Origin of the sequence: Imperialibacter sp., from assembly GCF_040222385.1 — a bacterium.
In the GTDB taxonomy this organism is placed as follows: domain Bacteria; phylum Bacteroidota; class Bacteroidia; order Cytophagales; family Cyclobacteriaceae; genus Imperialibacter.
Window position 1 is genome coordinate 155,852 of record NZ_JAVKDF010000035.1, and the last position, 20,478, is coordinate 176,329.

The following is a 20,478-nucleotide window of genomic DNA, read 5'->3' on the forward strand; positions in this document are numbered from 1 at the left end:
ATTAATAAAAAGATCGTAGGTTTTAGCGTTCAAAGGCTGTTCAAGTTCATTCAAGATGGTATATATCAGGCGGCCTGGTGAAAAGCCACAAAAAAAGCCGTGAAGACACGGCTTTAAAAAACTTACGGATAATTGAGTTGCTTATTCATCCCGAAGGCATTTTGTTGGGTTTACTGACGCCACTTTGAAAGTTTGCCAGCCCACGATGACCCAGGCAATAGCCAGCGCTACTATTCCCGACACACCAAAATACCACCACTCCAGGTCAATCCGATAAGCGAAACCCTGCAGCCAGCTGCTGGCTATGTAGTAGCTGAAAGGAATGGCGATAACGATCGCCACTAAAATCATCTTACTAAAGCTGGCAGAGAGCATGTAGACAATCTGTCCGATACTGGAGCCCAATATTCTCCTGATCCCGATCTCCTTCAGTCTTCGCTCGGCCGCAAACGCTGCAAGCCCAAACAAGCCCATGCATGAAATGATGATGGCCAGGCTGGCGAAATACCCGGACAAAGTGCTCACCCTTTTCTCTGCCTGATACTGCCCCTGATAGTCCTGATCAAGGAACCGGGGCTCAAATGGGAAACCGGGGTTGAAGCTGGTGTGAAGCTCGGCGAGTTTGCCTACTACTTCCTTTTCCCTGCCCGCAGCAATTTTCACCATAAAGCTTTCACCTTCCTCGCCTGTCAGTATAAAGAAAACGGGCTTTATTTCTGAGTGAAGAGATTCGAAATGAAAGTCTTTTACCACGCCAATTATCTGCCGGTCTTCACCCCAAAGCTTGATGGTCTTTCCCAGGGGATTTTCAAGGCCCATGTAGCGGATGGCGGTTTCATTGAAAATAATTTTGGAGCTGTCGGCACCAAAAGTCCTGTCGAAGGTACGGCCTTCCCTGAGCTCTATTCCAAGCGTTTCCATCAGGTCATAATTGACGGACAGGTTTTCAAACTCAGACCTATCGTTCGGATCTTTTCCTTCCCAGTAAATCCCTGAAGTTCCACTGTTATGACCTGTCATGTCGTGGTCCGTGCTGGAACCATTGACAACGCCGGGTATGTTTTTCACTTCAGCCAGGAAGGTAGTCGTCGTCGAAATGCCTTCAAGCTTTCCTTCCCTTGGGAAGATGAGCACCTGGTCTTTGTTGTAGCCCAGGTCTTTTGATTGAAGCATGTCCATTTGTTTGTACACCACCAGCACAGAGGTGATGAGCACTATGGTAATCGCAAACTGAAAGATGACCAAACCCCTCCGTGCCCATAGTTCACCAATCGAGCGATGCAGCTGCCCCTTCAGCACCGCCGACGGATTGAATCCCGACAGGTAAAAAGCCGGGTAGCTGCCAGCCAAAAAGCCTGTGACGACGGCTATGAGCAATGCCCCGGCGATCATTTTTAAGTCAAAGTCGATGGCCAGTTGTTTGCCTGTGACGACATTGAACTGAGGTAAAAAGAGATAGGCCGTCAGCAACGCAAGCATCAGAGAAATGATGGCGATCAAAATCGACTCGCCCAGGTACTGATAAATCAGTGCCGTGCGACCCGAGCCCATAGCTTTTTTGATGCCCACCTCTTTCATCCTTCGGGATGCTCTGGCGGTGCTTAGATTGGTGAAATTGATGCAGGCGATCAGTAGAATAAAGCCAGCGATGATGGAAAACAGCTTTACATAGGTGATTCTCCCTCCCACCATCTGTCCATTCTCATACTTTCCGTGCAGGTAATAGTCTGGATACAGTGCCACAAATGCGGTTCGATTGGTTTCTCCCTTGACCTTGCCGGCGATATATCCTTCGAGCTTCTTATTGAATTCGTCTGCGTCAGTTCCGGGCTTAAGGAGCAGATACGTCTTCACAAATGTGTTGTTGTAGTTCCAGACACGTTCGTACTGGTCTTTTATCAGATCAATAGAAATGATAATATCATGCTGAAACGAGGAGGTGGGCGGTGCTGTTTGGAAAACACCAGACACCACAAAATCCTGTTCGTGCTCGAAGCGAATAGTTTTACCGGCAACGTTGCTGGCGTCGCCGAACAATCTTTCGGCCATATCGGCCGATATCACCATGGAGCTTTTATCGGCCAACACATGATCAGCCTGACCTTCCAGCAGCGTGACAGAAAAGACTTTAAAGAAATCCTTTCCAGCATATATGTAATCACTCTTGATATTTTTCTCCCCTACCGTCAGCGTGGCTTTGCCTCTTGAAGCAACTCCCGTTACGTATTCAACCTCCGGAAAATCTGCCTGCATGTCGGCAGCCATGGGCCCCGAGTTGGTTTCTGCCGTCCATATTCCGTACGATTGCTCCCTGTTTTCGAAAACCTGATAAAGGCGATCGGCATCTTTGTAAAACTTATCGACACTCAGCTCATGATTCACCCAAAGATAAATGAGCAGCACGCAGGTCAAACCCGAGGTAAGCCCGGCAAGGTTGATAAGAAACGTGGTTTTGTACTTCCTGAAGCTGCGGAAAGACAGAATAATGGTGTGTTTTAACATGGCAGTATAATTTGAGTTTTGACCTATTCGTAGTGACTTAATATTCCTTGGCCGGAATGACTTCAACACATCCCACACAAACCTCCTTTTTGCCTTTTCAGGTGATCTCTCCGCCCGCTTTTCAAAAAGCTCAATAAGGTCTCCTTCTATCTCATCGATATAGTCTTCCCGGCAAAACCAGCGGAGGAAGCGGAGGGGGTATTTGGGGGGCCGTATATCCATTGGTTATTCCTGACGGAGATATTTCGATGGACTCACAGATGCTACCTTCAGACTCTGCCAGCCAACAATGAGCCAGGTAATCACCAAAGCCAGGGAGCCAGCATTGGCAAAATACCACCACTTCAGGTCAATTCTGTATGCAAAGTTATCCAGCCAATAATCCGTCAGAAAGTAGCTCACAGGAAGTGCTATGAATATCGCCACCAGTACCATTTTACTGAAGCTGGCGGAGAGCAAGTACACAATCTGCGCCATACTCGAACCCAGTATTCGGCGGATTCCAATTTCCTTCAGTCTTCGCTCGGCAGTAAAAGTAGCCAGCCCGAATAAACCCAAACAGGAGATGAGAATAGCCAACCCGGCAAAATACCTGGACAAGGTGGAGACCCTCTGCTCGGTCAGGTATTCTTGCTGATACTGTTGATCCAGGAACTGATAGTCGAAGGGAAAACCGGAATAAAAAGTGTTGTAAAGCGGCTCAAGCTGAGCGATAACTTCCTTCTCTTTGCCTGCCTCCACCCTTACGGCAATTCTACTGGTTCGCTGGGGAGCCAGCCACAAAACCACCGGCTCAACATCCTTGTGCAAGGACTCAAAATGAAAGTCTTTCAGCACGCCAATGATCTGACGATTTTCGCCCCACAGGTTGATCTGCTTTCCGACAGGGTCATTCAGTCCCATCATTCTGATAGCAGCTTCATTGAAAATAACCTTTGCACTGTCTGCTCCGAATTCTCTGGAAAATAGTCGTCCGGCTTCAAGCTCAACCCCTAGCAATTCGAGCATTTCATAGTTCACGGCCATCATCTCAAACTCCGTTTTGTTCTCAGGGTCTTTCCCTGGCCAGCTTACTCCATTGGTAGAAGCCACGTGCTCTATCAGAGTATGCTCAATACTGGATGCCTGTAAAACTCCGGGTACTTTGCCTGCTTCTGAAAGAAATGTTTCCAGGGTGCCAGTATCCCACCCTTTCCTGTTCAAAAGCAGAATGTTTTCTTTGTCGTATCCCAGGTGTTTATTCTGGACAAACTCAATTTGCTTATAAACAACCACCACCGATACCATCATGATAATCGATATAGTGAATTGTAACACGACCAGCCCTTTGCGAGCCCATGCCTCGCCTGTAGATTTGCTTAGCTTACCTTTTAAGACCGTGGCAGGCTTAAATGACGACAGGTAAAGGGCAGGATAGCTTCCTGAGATGAGTCCTGTCACAAAAGCAATGACAAAAAATGGAAGTGCAACTGATGTGCTTAATTGGAGAGAGAGTTGCTTACCAGTGACCATATTGAATTGGGGCAGTAACAGTGCCACTGACGCTATCGCCAGTATCATCGCCATCATTGTCAATAGCAACGATTCACCCAAAAACTGGAAAGCCAAAACAGACCGTCCGGCCCCTATGGCTTTCTTTATCCCTACTTCCTTCAGTCTTCTGGAAGCCCTGGCGGTAGATAAGTTCATGAAATTGACGCAAGCGATGGCGACAATGAAAATGGCAATAACTGAAAAGAGCCTTACATACTCAATTCTTCCCCCAGCCTGCTCTCCATTTTCATAGTTACCATACAAATAGGAGGTGGAGTAGGGAACTGCAAACATGGTACGGTAAGTAATCTCGCCGTTGGTTTTTCTTTTGATCAGGTCGGCAATCTTTTCATTGAATGCGTCAAAGTCAGCACCAGGTTTCAGCAATACGTAGGTTTCCGGCCAGGAAGTTTGCCAGCGTTTTGCCCAGCCGGCATGATCCAGATAGATATTAAACGAAACAACGAAGTCAAATTTCAGAGATGAATTGGAGGGGATATCCTGAAAAACGCCCGATACCACAAACTGGTCATCGTGTTCCAGTTGGATAGTTTTGCCAATGGCGGCATCTACCGATTTAAAGAGCGCACGGGCCAATGTTTCGGAAATAACAATGGAGCTATTGTCAGCAAGCACTTGATCAGCATCGCCCTCAATCAGTGGAAACGAAAACATGTTGAATAAGTCTTTTCCAACAGATTGTCCTTCCGCCTGCAAGTCTTTTTCTTCCACCGAAAGCGTATACTCTCCTTTTCCAAAAGTCGGGATAGCACGCTCTACTTCAGGGAATTCCTCTTCAAGTGTGCTGGCAGTCAGACCCGGCACCCAGGTTGAAGTAACAAGCGCACCGTCCTGTACCCGATGCTGCATGACCTGATAAAGCCGATCATCCTTTGCGTGGAACCCGTCTACATTTAATTCGTCGTTCACCCACAGGTAAATAAACATGGCGCAGGCCAAGCCGGTAGAAAGCCCTATCAGGTTGACTGCAAAGGCGCTTTTATACCTTCGAAAACTTCTGAATGCTAGTAGTAAAGTGTGTTGAAACATGGCAGTAATATTTGAGTTTTGACTTATACTGAACGATCTTATATTTCTTATCCGAAACGACTTCACCACATCCCACACAAACCTCCTTTTTGCATTCACAGGTGATCTCTCCGCCCGCTTCTCAAACAGCTCAATAAGATCCCCTTCTATCTCGTCGAGATAGTCTTCCCGGCAAAACCAGCGGAGGAAGCGAAGGGGATATTTGGGGGGACGGAGATTCACCCGAACGATATTTTAGGGATCTGCTGGTAAAGGCTGGTGCGTAGCTCGTACTGGCTATCGAGCAACTTTTTGCCTAATGCAGTAATTACATAGAACTTCTTCCTGCGACCGCCACGCTCACCTGTAATTCCACCATATCTGGAGATGACAAAACCTTTGTCCTCAAGCCGCTTCAGCGTGACGTGAATTGCACTTATGTTGACCCTTTTGCCCTGCTTTTCTTCGAGGTTTTCGAGGATGGCTACGCCGTATGCTTCGTCGTGTAGGGCAGCCACCATGAGCAACACCAGCTCTTCAAATTCACCTATTGATTGTTCCTTCATTTGCCATTTTATTTACTTAACAAACGTGAAGATAATGTATTAGTTTCAATTTTGTTAAGTAAATAGATGCAAAAAAATAATAGCCTCTGAGAGAGGCTATTAATCACTTCTGGGAAGGAGTGCGAAAATAAGGGTTGAGATTCGCTAGAACTTTAGCAAATCGCTTACTACAATGGTTTTACCAAGCAGTACAATCTCGTCTCCTATCCCATATACCTGCTGGCTTGAATAGCTGTTTCCAACAGGGTCAAGATGTACTGTTATCTGCCTCGTCGCAATGTCAATGATCCAATACTCTGGAATACCATAATTAGCATAGAGAGGCATTTTAACTTGTTTGTCATGATGAAGTGAAGAGTCAGCCACTTCAATGATGGCTAAGACATCCTGAGAACCGGGATGAGCCTGGGAATAATCATCAGCTCTGTATTTCAAAATAGAAATATCAGGTTCAGGTTCGTTATTTTCATCGAGTCTCACAGGATCCTGAATTCCTATGACTGCGTCACCCTTGAATATTTCATTTAATATCCTGGCCAGGCTTTTGACTACACTTCCATGCTTGCTTCCTATAGGGGATGCGGCCCCCCGACTCATTTGATATATTTCTCCGTTGATTAACTCCACCCGATCACCCGGCTTCAGTATGCCCACCTCTGCCATCTTGTAGTATTCGTCTACATTAATCAACCGCTTCATTACTTCTGTAGCCATATGAATCTCAAATCATTATTTCGCTAACCAGCATTTCCAAATCAATGAATGGAAGGGATACCTTACTGTCTATATTTTTGAACGAAGATGATTGGTATCTGCCTTTCCCCGGATCGCTATAAACCTCCAGAACGTTTTCTTTCAGGTTAATAATCCAATAAACAGGTATGCCTGCCAGTGCGTATGTGACACTTTTTACTTCCCTGTCAAACTGAAGTGAGCTATCAGCTACTTCTATAATAAGTAAAGCATCATTAGGCCCCGGAAATTGATTGATATAAAAATCACTTCGGGGCTTTAGCAAACAAATATCGGGCTCCGGTTCATTTCCCTCATTGATTCTGATGGGGTTCTGCACACTGACAATCACGCTTTTGAGCAATACCTCTTTCAAAAAGTTACTGGCCTTATTAACTGCGCTATAGTGCTTATTTCCAATAGGACTCATCTCATATATTTCACCGTTAATTAACTCCACACGATCTTCGGGCTTCAGGATACCCACCTCAGCCATCTTGTAGTATTCGTCTACATTAATCAACCGCTTCATTACTTCTGTAGCCATAGCAAATCACTTTTACTAGTGAAATATACGAAATTCTCAGCTTTTAGGAATAGCCAACTATTCCGTTCTAAGCGACTTCACCGGATCAGCCGTTGCTGCTTTGATAGCCTGAAAACTCACTGTAGCCAAAGTGACTATCAGCGCAATGGCCCCGGTGACGGCAAAAACCAACCAGCTGATGGTGGATCGGTACACAAAGCTGTCCAGCCAGCTGTCCATAAAATACCAGGCCAGTGGCATGGCAACCAAGCAGGAAATGACCACAAGCACCACGAAGTCTTTCGACAGCATTTGCCAAAGGTTGGCTACTGATGCACCAAGCACCTTTCGGATGCCAATTTCTCTTATTCGTTGCTCGGCCACAAAAGCCGACAGCCCCAATAAGCCAAGGCAGCTAATCAGAATGGCCAATCCAGCGAAGACAAACCCCAGCTTACCGATTCGCTCTTCCTCCTCAAATTTCAGTGCATAAGCGTCATCAGCAAAGGTATAGTCGAAGGGCGTAGACGGGGTGAGTCTCGCAAACACTTCCTGAATTTTAGGAAGCGCTTGGTGCGTGCTGACCGCTGGATTGAGGCGGATGTACAACCACGACATATCGAACTCTCCCAAGAACATGACTGACGGATCGGTGGGCTCGTAAGGGGAACCTTTGACCATGTCTTTTACTACGCCGAGAATGGTATATGAGCCCCTATCCTGCCATGTTAGCTCTTCGCCGACGGGATTTTCCAGCGCAAATAGCTTAGCGGCTGACTCGTTGATGATGATGCCACTTTTATCGCTCGTTATGTCTCTGGAAAAGTCTCTGCCATCAACGAATTGCAACCCGACGGTTTTGCCGTACTCATACGTCACAAAAATAGTGTTGAATGTCTGCTCATATTTTTCTCCATGCCAGGCAAATCCACCATTCCAGCCCCTGGTGTCAGTCACCGAATAGTTGGCCTGGGCAATTTCCTCCACCATGCCTGTTTGCTTCAGTTCATTTCTTAGCACCAGGTACTTTCCTTTGAACTCCTTCGAAGCACTCCTCAGCGAGATCAAACCATCCCGGGAGTAGCCAACAGGCCGGTTCTTGGCATATTCCAGTTGCTGATACACTACCAGCGTGCCAATGATCAGGCTGATCGACACGGTAAATTGGATGACCACCAACACCTTCCTGGGCAACGATGCTAAACGACCGGCCTTGAAAGTTCCCTTCAGTACCTTTACAGCATTAAGCGATGAAAGGAAAAGAGCAGGATAGCTACCAGCCAACAATCCCGTTGCCAGAACAATCGATAAAACGGCCAGCCAAAAGAGAGGGTTTGTCCATGGGAATACCATGGCCTTCGCTGCCACCACATTGAACCAGGGCAGCGTGAGCACTACTAAGAAAATGGCGACTATAAAGGCAAGTAAAGTGACCAGCATGGACTCACCAAAAAACTGCTGTATCAGCTGAATGCGGTGCGAACCAAGAGCTTTGAGTATCCCAACTTCCTTGGCACGTTTTTCGGACCTGGCTGTGCTGAGGTTCATGAAATTGATGCAGGCCAGCAATAACACGAATGCGCCAATGATGCCATTGTACCAAACGGCTTTCAGCCTCTGGCTTGTCACCGGTGTGCCGTTCTCAAATTCCGAATAAAGATGCCACTGGCTCATTGGCTGAAGAAATATTCTCGGCTCTGACTCTGCTGTTTCTTCGTCAACATGAGGCATCATTGCCTCAGCGATGGTAGCTGATATCTCATCAAACGAATGCTCTGGTTTGATTTGGAGATAGATGTAGGTAAAGTAATTATCCCACACATTGAGTGTTGTCCAGCCATTTACATATAGCTCGGCAGGTGCCAGGTAGGACGCCTCGCTGAATTCAGTGTTTTTCGGAAGGTCTTCGTACACACCAGTCACTTGCAGGCTGGTGGTGGCATCCATGGTCACCATCTGCCCAACAGGGTCTGCCTCGCCGAAAAGCTTGCCGGCAAGTGAGGACGACAACATAATGGAGTTCATTTCTTTCAGCCCGGTCTGGCTGCCGTATTTCATGTCAAGCGTCAGGATTTGCGGCCCGCCGTCCTGCATAAAGTAGCCACTTTGTGAAAACTTCTTTTCTCCAACAGCAATAACCCGTTCCTCCAGTCTGGCTCTCACAAGTGCCACTTCCTCAAAAAAATCTCCATAGTCGGTCTTGAGTAGAGAGGCAAGCCCCGGCGCATGAACCGTGCTGGCGAAACTGTCAAATTTATTGGTACGGTAGACTTTAGCGATAGTGTCGTAGTTTTTGTGGTACTTATTAAAAGAGAGTTCGTCGTAGATCCACAGACTGATGAGGATAGCCACGGTCATTCCGGCCGCCAATCCACCAATGTTGATGAGAGAGTAGCCTTTGTTCCGAAGGAGATTCCTCCAGGAGATTTTGAAATAGTGCTTAAACATGGTTGTATAATTTGAGTTTGACCTTATTATTCTTTTTAATGCAAATGGCCGCAGAAAATGGAGCACATGAAACCAGTAGAAAAGGCTCTGTTTCCATTTTGGCTGGTCGGCAAGCTCCAGGTAGTATTCTGAGAGGTCGCCCAGGATTTCATCCAGCAGGTCGTCTTTAACAAACCATGAAAGGAGTTTGTCTGCCGATTTGGGTGGATATGGTTTCTTCTCCTGCACGTTTATTCAGTTCTAAGAGATTTTACCGGATTAGCAGTGGCTGCTTTGAGCACCTGGTAACTCACCGTCAGCAAGGTGACAAAGAATGCACCAACCCCTGCCCACACAAACACCCAATACGAAATGGGCGTACGGTATTCATAGTTGTCCAGCCAGGCATTCAGACCATAGTAAGCAATAGGGATCGCCACCGCTATCGAGACAAGCACCAGCACAAAGAATTCAGTAGTAAGCAGTTTCCAAAGGTTGCCGACAGAGGCTCCCAACACCTTCCGGATGCCGATTTCTTTGGTACGCTGACTGGCCATAAAAGAGGCCAGGCCGTAAAGCCCAAGGCAGCTGATGAGAATAGCCAGGGCAGAAGAGATGCCCGAGAGCTGGCCTATGCGCTCTTCTGCGGCAAACTTCCGGGCGTATTCCTGGTCAGCAAATTTGAAGTCGAAGGGCACGTTGGGAGCGAGGCCTTTAAAAAGCTCCTCAGCTAACGCCAGTGCCTCACCGGTGCTTTTTTCTCCACTCAGCTTAAGCAGAATAAAATTCGTCATGTTGTCGTAATTGAGGATGTAAATGGCAGGCTGCACCGACCTGAAGGGAGATTCCACCAGCATGTCTTTTGCCACGCCTATTATCTTGTGGTCAGCCGCTCCGTTGTTAATGGTCTTTCCAACCGGGTCTTCAATGCCCATATACCTAACGGCTGTCTCATTAATAATATAAGCCGACGAGTCGCTGGCCAGGTCTCTTGAAAAATCCCTGCCATCGGCCATCTCCCATCCTACCATTTCACCGAAATCGTGACTTACCCAAAACGTTGCAAAGATGTCGTTGAAGCCTGGATCCTTTCCTTCCCATTGAAATCCACCGTTGCCATTCCACACATCGGTAAGCGGACTGGAGGAGAATGCCATTTCTTCAATGGCGCCAAGGTTTTTGAGCTCACTTCTCATCAGGTTATACTTCCCTTCAAAATCAGTGGTAAATACTTCCATCATAATGATTCTCTCGTTATCAAAACCGATCGACCGGTTCCTGGAGTAATCGATTTGTCTGGCCACCATGATGGTGCCAATAACCAGGGTCAGTGAAACGGTGAATTGCATCACAACAAGAACTTTTCTCAATTTACCGGCAGAGGCTCTTGCTTTAAAAGTACCCTTCAAGGCGCTCACAGTGCCAACTGATGACAAATAAAACGCCGGGTAGCCCCCGGCCATCAGACAGGTAGCCAAAACGAAACCCAGGCTGGTCAGCCAAAAGAGGATGTTTGTGGCTGGAAAAGCAATTTGTTTATCTACAAGCTGATTGAAAGAAGGGAGCGCCAGCAATACCAGTACCAGGGATAAAGTAAATGCCATTAACACAACCAGAAACGATTCGCTTAAGAACTGAGCAATCAATTGGCTGTGGGTAGAGCCTACTGACTTTCGGACACCCACTTCTCTTGAGCGATTTTCCGATCTGGCGGTCGTGAGGTTCATAAAATTGATGCAAGCTAGTATTAGAACGAACGCCCCTATGACCCCAAAAAGCCAGATATACTGAATAAACCCTCCTGTTTTCACGCCGTTTTCCCAATTGGACTGCAGGTGCCAATCGGCCATAGGATGTAGAAATACCACCGGATTGGTGCCTCGCTGCGATTCGGCGAGCTGGTCGTACTTGACCTTTTTGATCTTCTCGCTTACCTTGGTCATGCTCGCATGCTCGGCCATCTGTACATACAGCTGAAAAGAGTTGTTGTCCCACTGGGGATTGTTCACTTGTCTCTTCACCCAATCATAGGATAATATATAGGTACGCCATGGTGCTATGAACTTCAGGTCTGTTAACTCAGTGTTGAGCGGAAGGTCTCTATAGATTCCGGTCACCATTGCACTCACGCCTTTATCGATTTTCAGGGGTTTACCAATTGGGTCTTCATCGCCAAAAAGTGCCTGTGAAGCTGACTCAGAAAGCAAAACCGACCCAGGCTCTTTTAGCCCGTTCCGGTTGCCCTTCAGCATTTGCAGCGAAAGCAAATGCGGGGCATCCACATCCATGTAATTTCCTTTGATAAACAATGTTTGATCTCCAGCGGATAAAATATGGTCGCTCAGGTACGCACTGATCACTATGTATTTGAAGTCATCACCATATTTGGCCTCTAATTCATCGGCGAGGGGAAAAGGAATTGAATTTTGTGTTTCTGTGTCTCCATTGCGGGTCTGGTGCTGAAGTACCTGGGCTATCCTGTCGTAGTTTTCGTGATAGGTATTGTACGAAAGCTCATCATATATCCAGAGCCCAATAAGCATCGTAACGGTAAGCCCAACAGCAAGTCCGCTAATATTGATGAACGAGTAGGCTTTGTGTCTCAGTAGATTGCGGTATCCGATTTTGAAGTAACTTCTGTACATCGCCGTATAATTTGAGTTAGTTCGCATCGGCGAACCGCTTATTATTCTTTTCAGTGCAAATGGCCGCAGAAAATGGAGCACATGAAACCAGTAGAAAAGGCTCTGTTTCCATTTTGGCTGGTCGGCAAGCTCCAGATAGTATTCCTGGAGGTCGCCCAGGATTTCATCCAGCAGGTCGTCTTTGACGAACCATGAAAGGAGTTTGTCTGCCGATTTGGGAGGCCGTTGATTTTTGGATGCAGCCATAGACTATTATCCCAGCTTATTGATGGCCAATTCAGGAATCTGCCTCCACAAATTCACCTTCACATCACGGCTCCTTTCCAACACTTTCCTGCCAGAGGCTGTGAGGCTAAAAATCCTTTTGTGCCTGCCACCTCTTTCCTCGGTGGCACCACCAAGCCTCGATTCAATAAAACCCTTGCTCTCCAGGCGATTCACTGTCCCATGCACAGCCCCAATGGTTACCGTGCGGCTCGCCTGTTCCTTCAATGCTTTGCGGATGGCCAGCCCGTAGGCATCATCCTTCAGCATAACGATCAAGAGCAACACCAACTCTTCCAGTTCACCGATGTATTCCTTTTCCATTTGCCATTAGTTATATATAGTATAACAAATATACGGAAAGAGTTGAGATATGTTATATAAAGTATAACATATCTCAAAAGTGTCTGCGACCAGCCTAAATTGTTTTTAGAGATTACTCAGTTCTCAGGGACTCTACAGGATTGGCAGTGGATGCCTTGATAGCATGGTAGCTTACCATGAGGAGTGCCAGCGACAAAGCCAGCCCGCCGGCAAGGGCAAATATCCACCAGGAGAGCTCTATCCTGTAGTCAATATCGTCCAATCCCGTGTCAAACAGCCATCCAGCCAGGGGCGCTGCCAAAAGAAAGGACAAAATTACAGGCTTAAGGAAATCCACAGAAAGAGCGATACTTATATTCGAAATTGTGGCACCCAGCACTTTACGAATACCCACTTCCTTTTTTCGTCGTTCGGCCACGTAAGCTGAAAGACCTATCAAGCCCAGACAGGCGATGAAGATGGCTAATCCACTAAAAAGAATGGCCATACCACGCATTGACCGAATCACCTCAAAGCGCTTCTGATACTCATCTTTGGTGAAATGCATTTCGAAGGGATAAGTCGGAAAGTAGCTCCCGAATATTTCCTCAATCTGACCAATTCTCTTCTGCCAGTCCTGGTCGTTCTGAAAGCGCACAAAAATATGGCTGATCCGGTTAGTTCCAAGGTAAATTACAAGGGGCTCGGGATCACTGGTGGGGTCATTATATACAAAATCCTTTACCACACCCACAATGTAATTATTGTCGCCCAGGTGAGTTCCCACAGGCTGTTCCAACCTCATTCGCCTGGCGGCGGTTTCGTTGACTAAACAAGCCAGGGAGTCGGCGCCAAACGCCGGGCTGAAATCTCTGCCATCTGCCATTGTCAAGCCACTTGCTTCCACCCAATCGTAATGCACCCAGGTAATGTTGATGGGGAAATCTTCGTCGGGCCCCTTTCCCGGCCACTGAAAACCAGTGAGGCCTCCGCCTACCCTGATGAGATTATCTCCTCCGGCAGATACCGCCGTTACGCCCTGCACTTGTAGCAGGTCATTCTTAAAAAGATCAAATGCTTTGGCCATGTCTCCACGCACCGGTAGTTCGATCAGGTTTTCCTGGTCGTATCCCAGTGGCCGGCCCTGAATGTGGTCGAGTTGGACATAAATGACAATGGTGGATATAATCAGGAAGATGGACACAAAAAATTGAAACGTTACCAGCGCACGACGGAAAATGGAAGCTCCCTTTCCAGCTTTACCCAGACCCGTTACGGCCTGTACAGGTTTGAAGCCACTGAGGAAAAATGCCGGATAGCTCCCAGCCACCATGCCGGTAACCCAGCCGAGAGCCAACACAGACGACCATAGTTGCCAGTTGGCAAGTGACATTGACAGGTCCTTACCTGTGAGTTCGTTAAATGATGGCAACAGGAGGTTGACCGCTACAATGCTTAAGAACAGGCCAAAAAAAGTGATCATCATTGCCTCAGTTAAAAACTGGCCAACAATGATCCTTCGTTGCGCCCCTATCACCTTCCTGATCCCCACTTCCTTTGCCCTCCGTTCAGAACGTGCCGTGGCCAGGTTCATAAAGTTCACACAGGCAAGCAACAAAATAAACACTCCCAGGGCTCCTACAAGGTACACAAAGACTATCTTGCCACCATCGGGCTTTCCATTGTTAAAGTGGCCATAGAGGTGCAGGCGTTCGATGGGAAAAGCAAACAAATGAACCTCTTCGTTGTCCAAATGCTCTTCAACCACGCCATCTATTTTTTCATTAAAAGCAAGCAAATCCGTGGCCGGAGCAAGCATTATCCATGTCTGGAAGGAATTATTATCCCATTTAAGCTTTCTGTTTTGCTCATAGGTACTGAAAGGAATAACGATATCAAATCGGATCGAGCTATTGGTTGGGACATCCCGAACAACTGCCGCCACCAAAAATTCGTCTGTATTATTAACGGTGATCGCCTTTCCTATTGGGTCTGTATGCTCAAATAGCTTTTTGGCAGTTCGCTCGGTAATGACCACACTGCCGGGAGAATTTAAAGCTTCTATAGCATTCCCCGTAACAGACGGGAAGGTCATTATGTTAAAAAAATCGGGATCCGCATAAAGTATCGCTTCATAGGTGTTTTCGTGCCCTGCGTTCACCAGCTGTTTGCCAGCCCCAAGCGTACGGGTAGCAAAAACTACTTCGGGCATGCCACTCTTGAGGCTCGGCCCTAATGGTGCAGGCGTAACATCGCCTGTGAAGTATTCACCGCTCATTACCTCATGACGCATCAATTGGTAGATGTTTGGCTGGTTTTTATGAAAAGTATCATAACTCAGCTCATGCGAAATCCACAATAGCAGAAGTATGCCGCAGGTTAAACCGACGGCCAGCCCCGATATATTAAGAAGCGAGTAGAGGCGGTTGACCCGAAGGTTTCGCCACGAAATGGTTAAGTAATGTTGAAACATCGTTGTATAATTTGAGTTTGACCTTTTCCTTTCAAATGCAAATGGCCGAAGTGCACTTAGCACGTCGAATGCGTAGTAAATATCGGCCCACAGCTTTCCCCTTCTCTCCCTCCGCCTCTCATACAGCTCATACAAATCCCCCTGAAGCGTTTCCAGCACTTCTTCAGAGCAGAACCACTGCAGGAAGCGGTCGGGCAGGCGGGGTGGGTGTGGGGTTTTAAAAGGCGAGCTCATTCTGTCTTAAGTGATTTTACAGGATTGGCAGTGGCCGCCTTTAAAGTCTGGCTGCCTACAGAAACGCTGGCGATGAGCAAGGCGACAAGCCCAGCCGATGCGAAGAACCACCACTCCAGGGCAATCCTGTAGGCAAAGCTGTCCAGCCATTCTTTAGCAATCAGGTAGCTTACTGGTAAAGAGATGACAATGGCCAACATTACCACTTTGGCAAAGTCGCCTGAAAGAAGCTTTATAATACTGAAAACGCCCGCACCCAGTACCTTCCTGATCCCGATCTCTTTTTGTCTGCGCTCCGCAGCGAAGGCTGCCATGCCAAACAATCCTAAACATGACAGGACTATTGCAATCGAAGCAAAATACCCAGACAGGTCTGCTACCCGCTGCTCCGATGCGTACAAACTTTGATAGGCGTCATCCAAAAACTTAAATTCAAAAGGGACACCGGCATTGTGCTCCTGATACCGGTCCTGAATGGCAGCAATTGTTTCACTCCCTGAATCTGCTTTGATCCGAATGTTGACAACGCCAGTATACTTTGGGTTAAGGACGACAAACATTGGTTTGATCGACTCATGCATGGATTGAAAATGAAAATCTTTCACTACTCCAATGATCTTATGCCTCTTCCCGAAAAGATCCATCCACTTACCAACAGGATCCTCCAATCCCATGGATTCAATCGCTTTTTCATTTAAAACAATGGAGTTTTCTTCGTCGCCAAATTCCTTCGAAAACACACGACCTTTGGCTACTTCAATTCCAAGCGTTTCAAATGCACCATAGTTAACATTTAATCCGGCAAATTGTATTTCATTTTCCGATGGAGCCTGCCCCTGCCAGGCATGCCCACCAGAGGTGCTTCTTACTTCGACAATAGGCTCAGATATGCTACTGGCATTAACTACGCCCCGAGTATTCTTTACTTCTTCAAGAAAGAGCTGCATGTCTTGATTCTGCTTTCTAGGCCAGGAAAAAGTGAGGACATGATCTTTCTCAAATCCCAGATTTTTCGTCTGCACCAGGTTCAACTGCATATAAACCACAGCAACACCAGTGATTAGCAAAATGGAAATTGCAAACTGAAAAACAACCAATCCTTTACGAACCCAAAGTTCGCCACCACGGGTGTGTAGTTTTCCCTTTAGGGTTTCTACCACCTTCAACCCTGACAGGTATAATGCAGGATAGCTACCTGATATAAGGCCAGTGATCAATACTGTTGAAAAGCCAAAAAAGAACAAATCCCATCCATCTTCAGCCAGTGTAAGATGCTTACCTGTTATGGAATTGAACTGGGGTACCAACAAAAAAGCCAGCACAAAAGCGATGACCAGGGAAATAATAGCCAGCAATGTTGATTCACTTAGATACTGAAGTGCAATCGCTCTTTTCGAAACACCAAACGCTTTCTTGATGCCCACCTCCTTCAGGCGCCTTGAAGCTCTTGCGGTAGAAAGATTCATGAAATTGATACAGGCTATTACCAGGATGATCCCTGCGATGATGGAAAATAAGATCACATAGTCAATTCGACCTCCTGTAACGACACCATTCTCAAAACGCCCATACAGATAGCTGTCTGAGAACTTCTGAAGAAACATATGAGAGAAATCAGCGATTTCCAAGCCCCTCTTTTCACTATAAAAATCGTTAAGTTTTACACTGAATTCATCGACATCCACACCGGGCCTTAAAGTGAGATAAGTCATGATGGGGTTGCTATCCCAATTGACATCCATTCGGTTCCGTTCTAAAAACGCCTCATAAGTCACCAAAAAATCAAATTCCTCTGACGCATTTGCGTCTGGTTTTTCAAAGACTCCGGACACTATGTGTGTCCCACCGAAACCATCCAGATCCCACTCTACCATTTTACCCAAACTCTTTTCAGGGCTTCCAAAAAGTTTTATGGCGAGCTCCTTAGAAATAACCACTGAATACTTATCCACGAGCACTTTTCCGGGATCTCCTGATATAATTTTGTAAGTGAAAACATTGAGGAAATCCTTCCCGACAAACCATCCGTTGGCCTTCATGAACTCGCCTTCAGAAGATACTACGGCGGGAGGAACAGGGCGAACTGGCACAACATATTCCAGCCCGGGCATTTCGCTCTTTAGCGCTTCAGGCAGGAGTGTGGAATTAGCAGGTGTTGTTATGATTCCATTGCCCGCATTGATGTTTCTTTGGATGAGAAACAGTCGATCATTATTAACATGGAACTTATCATAAGACATTTCATCATGCACCCACAGATAGATCAGGATCACTGACAGCAGGCCGATGGATAACCCTGTCAGGTTGATGAAAAAGGAAGCCTTGTACCTTAAGAAGCTTCTGAAAGAGATGAGTAGAGTGTGGCGTAACATACCAGTATAATTTGAGTTTGACCTTTTCTTTTCAAATGCAAAGGGGCGAAGTGCGCTCAGCACGTCGAATGCGTAGTAAATGTCCGCCAGTAGCTTTCCTTTCTTCTCCCTCCGCTTTTCATACAGCTCATACAAATCCCCCTGAAGTGTTTCCAGCACTTCTTCGGAGCAGAACCACCGCAGGAAGCGGTCGGCAAGGCGGGGTGGGTATATGTTTTTGTGGCTCATTTATTACTCTGTTCTAAGTGCATTGACCGGATTAGCCAACGCAGCTTTAATAGCGTGATAACTGGCAATTGCCAGGGTCAGAAATAATGACCCAAGCCCTACAGTTGCGTAGACGTGCCAGCCTATGTCGGTCCGGTACGAAAAATTCTGAAGCCATTTATACATGATATAATAGCCAATGGGCATTGCTATGAAACATGCGACGCCAACTAATACCAAAAACTCTTTGCAAAGCATGGCCCATAGTTGCGTAATCGACGCACCCAGTACTTTTCTGATGCCTATTTCTTTTATTTTCAGCTCCACCGTAAAGGCGACCAGGCCGATCAAGCCGAGGCTGGCAATCACCATCGTGAATACGGAAAATAGTGTGAATACCTGCCCTCTTTTTTCGTCGGCATAATACTGCGATTCAAAGTCTTCGTCGAGAAAGCTGTAGGAAAACGGCTTGCCAGGATTCACCTCCGCCCAGGCAGCTTCAATCGCCGCCAAATTACCGGCAATGTCCTGACCTGATATCTTTATATCGACGAGGTCGCTGCTCTGCTTGAAAAATATGGCCAGAGGCGAAATGGGGCTGTGGAGAGATTGTTGGTGGTAGTCGTTTATCACGCCAACGATAGTGTAAGCCGGATTTGGTGTGTCGTCGTCACCGTCCTCAAATTCAAAGTGCTTGCCAATCGGGTCGTCCCACTGCATTCGGGTAACCATCGCCTGATTTACCAAAGCGGCCATGGTATCGGTAGCAAACTGTCCCGAAAAGTTTCTCCCTTCTTTGATTTCAAGACCCATGGTCTGAAGAAAATCGTAGTCGGCCCAGTAAAAATCGACACCCCTGTTAATCATTCCTTCCGGGCTATCAATATTCATCAGACTATAAAATACATCACTTCCTGGTTTGGCAGAAGACGAGGAGACCTCAGAAACACCTGCTTCAGCCTTCAACCTGTTGCGTAGCACCGGATAATTAGATTTGGTGAGCGAATCGGGCATTTGCAACGACACTACCTGATCGCCCCTGAAACCAAGGTCTGCCTTCTGCATGTGGCTGAGCTGATCATAGACAACCAGTGTACTAATCAACATAGCGATGGACACTGAAAACTGAACAACGACGAGCGTTTTCCTCAGGGTGCCATTTGACTTACTGTTAGCGCTATTGCCTTTCAATACTTTGGCAGGATTGAAACCTGACAGGTAGAAAGCGGGGTACCAACCGCCAGCGACTCCCACGAATAGCATCGCCAACAGTGACCCGGCAACAATCCGGGGCTGCATCAAAAAATCCAGCGTTATTTGCTTGTCGGCCAATTGATTAAAAGCAGGAAGGAGGACAACAACCAGTACTATGCTGATGGCATAGGCGATGAACGAGGTAAGTGACGACTCTACGAGAAACAAACTGATGAGCTGCTTTCGGAAAGACCCCATGGTTTTTCTAACTCCCACCTCCCTGGCTCTTTTTGAGGCAAGGGCTGTAGCCAAATTCATGTAGTTAATACAGGCAAGCACCAGAGAAAGAAAACCAACAACAGAAAGAATGTAGATGTAGGCCACGTCGCTGCTTTCTCCCTGGCTGTCGCCAAAATTTGATGCGAGGTGTATATCTGCGAGTGGTTGCAACCAATAATTGACTGTCACTCCAAAATCTTCAAACTGCGGAGCCACAAACTCATCGACAATGTCTGCCAATGCTCCTTCCACCACGCCCTGCTGATCAGCGCTTTTCAACAACAAATAGGTAGTTGGGAACCAGCCACCCCAATCCGAAAATTGCTCGCTTGGGAAGGTGGCGTATGATAGGAGCGCATCGATCTTGAGGTGTGAGTTTTCCGGCAAATCTTCTATCACGCCGGTGATCTGGTAAACATCTCCATTGTCACCATTCCGAAAGGTTCGTCCAATTGGGTCTTCTTCCTGAAAGTAAATTTTCGCTGTAGAACTTGTGACGACAGCGGTATTTGGCGCATTCAAAGCCGTGCCGGGATCGCCTTCTATAAACTTGAAAGTAAACAGATCAAAAACAGTGGGTTCGGCATAGCAGAAGTTCTCTTCATACTGCCGAACGTTGTGGTTTTCACTTTCTATGAGCGCTTTATCAATTTCTACAATCCGAACTGCCAGTTCCACTTCGGGCCGCCTCTCCCGTAGTTCCGTAGCAAGCGGTATTTGCGTGGATGGATAGTCTGTCTCAATGCCTGAGTCGGTAAACCGGGATATTACCCGATAGATTCTATCTCCTTTTTCCTGAAAGCCATCGTAGCTTAGCTCATGCTGCACATAAAGCAAAATGTAAATAGAGCTCGTCAACCCGACAACCAGGCCTAAAATATTCATCGCTGAATAAAACTTCCTTGCCAGCAGTTGGCGAAATGCCACTTTTATATAATTCCTGTACATACCAATGATATTTGAGTTTGACCTAATTCGTTTTTCTCCGTTGAAAGCAAATAAACGGCAGGCACTGATCACACCAGTAATAAAATAGAAGTCTGCCCACATCTTCCCGCTCTTCTCCCGCCGCTTCTCATACAGCTCATACAAATCCCCCTGAAGTGTTTCCAGCACTTCATCGGAGCAGAACCACTGCAGGAAGCGGTTGGCGAGGCGGGGTGGATTTGGGGCTTTGTTCTTCATCCTGACT

The 20,478-nt window shown here is 46.8% G+C and carries 11 protein-coding genes; all 11 read right to left on the reverse strand.

Going from position 1 to position 20,478, the window contains the following annotated elements:
* Nucleotides 1-141 precede the first annotated feature (141 nt).
* Nucleotides 142-2,724: an ABC transporter permease gene (locus RIG68_RS16555; protein WP_350124582.1), complete on the reverse strand. Its 2,583-nt coding sequence runs from the start codon at nucleotides 2,722-2,724 to the stop codon at nucleotides 142-144.
* Between the two features lie 3 nt (nucleotides 2,725-2,727).
* Entirely contained in the window at nucleotides 2,728-5,307 is a 2,580-nt protein-coding gene (locus RIG68_RS16560) for an ABC transporter permease (protein WP_350124585.1), read from the reverse strand.
* Nucleotides 5,304-5,630, reverse strand: a complete 327-nt coding sequence (locus RIG68_RS16565) for a PadR family transcriptional regulator (RefSeq protein ID WP_350124588.1) — start codon at nucleotides 5,628-5,630, stop codon at nucleotides 5,304-5,306. Before RIG68_RS16565 ends, RIG68_RS16560 begins: the two co-directional genes overlap by 4 nt.
* A 144-nt stretch (nucleotides 5,631-5,774) precedes the next feature.
* The gene (locus tag RIG68_RS16570) at nucleotides 5,775-6,344 is read right to left on the reverse strand and encodes a Uma2 family endonuclease (RefSeq protein ID WP_350124590.1); all 570 of its coding nucleotides are present in this window, start codon (nucleotides 6,342-6,344) and stop codon (nucleotides 5,775-5,777) included.
* A gap of 7 nt (nucleotides 6,345-6,351) precedes the next feature.
* The gene (locus tag RIG68_RS16575; RefSeq protein ID WP_350124593.1) at nucleotides 6,352-6,909 is read right to left on the reverse strand and encodes a Uma2 family endonuclease; all 558 of its coding nucleotides are present in this window, start codon (nucleotides 6,907-6,909) and stop codon (nucleotides 6,352-6,354) included.
* 57 nt (nucleotides 6,910-6,966) lie between these two features.
* Entirely contained in the window at nucleotides 6,967-9,564 is a 2,598-nt protein-coding gene (locus RIG68_RS16580; protein ID WP_350124595.1) for an ABC transporter permease, read from the reverse strand.
* A gap of 2 nt (nucleotides 9,565-9,566) precedes the next feature.
* A complete protein-coding gene (locus RIG68_RS16585; protein WP_350124598.1) occupies nucleotides 9,567-12,206 on the reverse strand; it encodes an ABC transporter permease in 2,640 nt (879 codons plus the stop codon).
* Between the two features lie 6 nt (nucleotides 12,207-12,212).
* A complete protein-coding gene (locus tag RIG68_RS16590) occupies nucleotides 12,213-12,548 on the reverse strand; it encodes a PadR family transcriptional regulator (RefSeq protein ID WP_350072186.1) in 336 nt (111 codons plus the stop codon).
* Nucleotides 12,549-12,660: 112 nt separating this feature from the next.
* Nucleotides 12,661-15,234 carry an ABC transporter permease gene (locus RIG68_RS16595; RefSeq protein WP_350124601.1) on the reverse strand — a complete coding sequence of 858 codons (2,574 nt, stop codon included), beginning with the start codon at nucleotides 15,232-15,234 and terminating at the stop codon, nucleotides 12,661-12,663.
* Nucleotides 15,231-17,834, reverse strand: coding sequence for an ABC transporter permease (locus RIG68_RS16600; RefSeq protein ID WP_350124604.1), 2,604 nt, complete (start codon nucleotides 17,832-17,834; stop codon nucleotides 15,231-15,233). Before RIG68_RS16600 ends, RIG68_RS16595 begins: the two co-directional genes overlap by 4 nt.
* 3 nt (nucleotides 17,835-17,837) lie before the next feature.
* The gene (locus RIG68_RS16605; protein WP_350124607.1) at nucleotides 17,838-20,471 is read right to left on the reverse strand and encodes an ABC transporter permease; all 2,634 of its coding nucleotides are present in this window, start codon (nucleotides 20,469-20,471) and stop codon (nucleotides 17,838-17,840) included.
* Nucleotides 20,472-20,478: the final 7 nt, after the last annotated feature.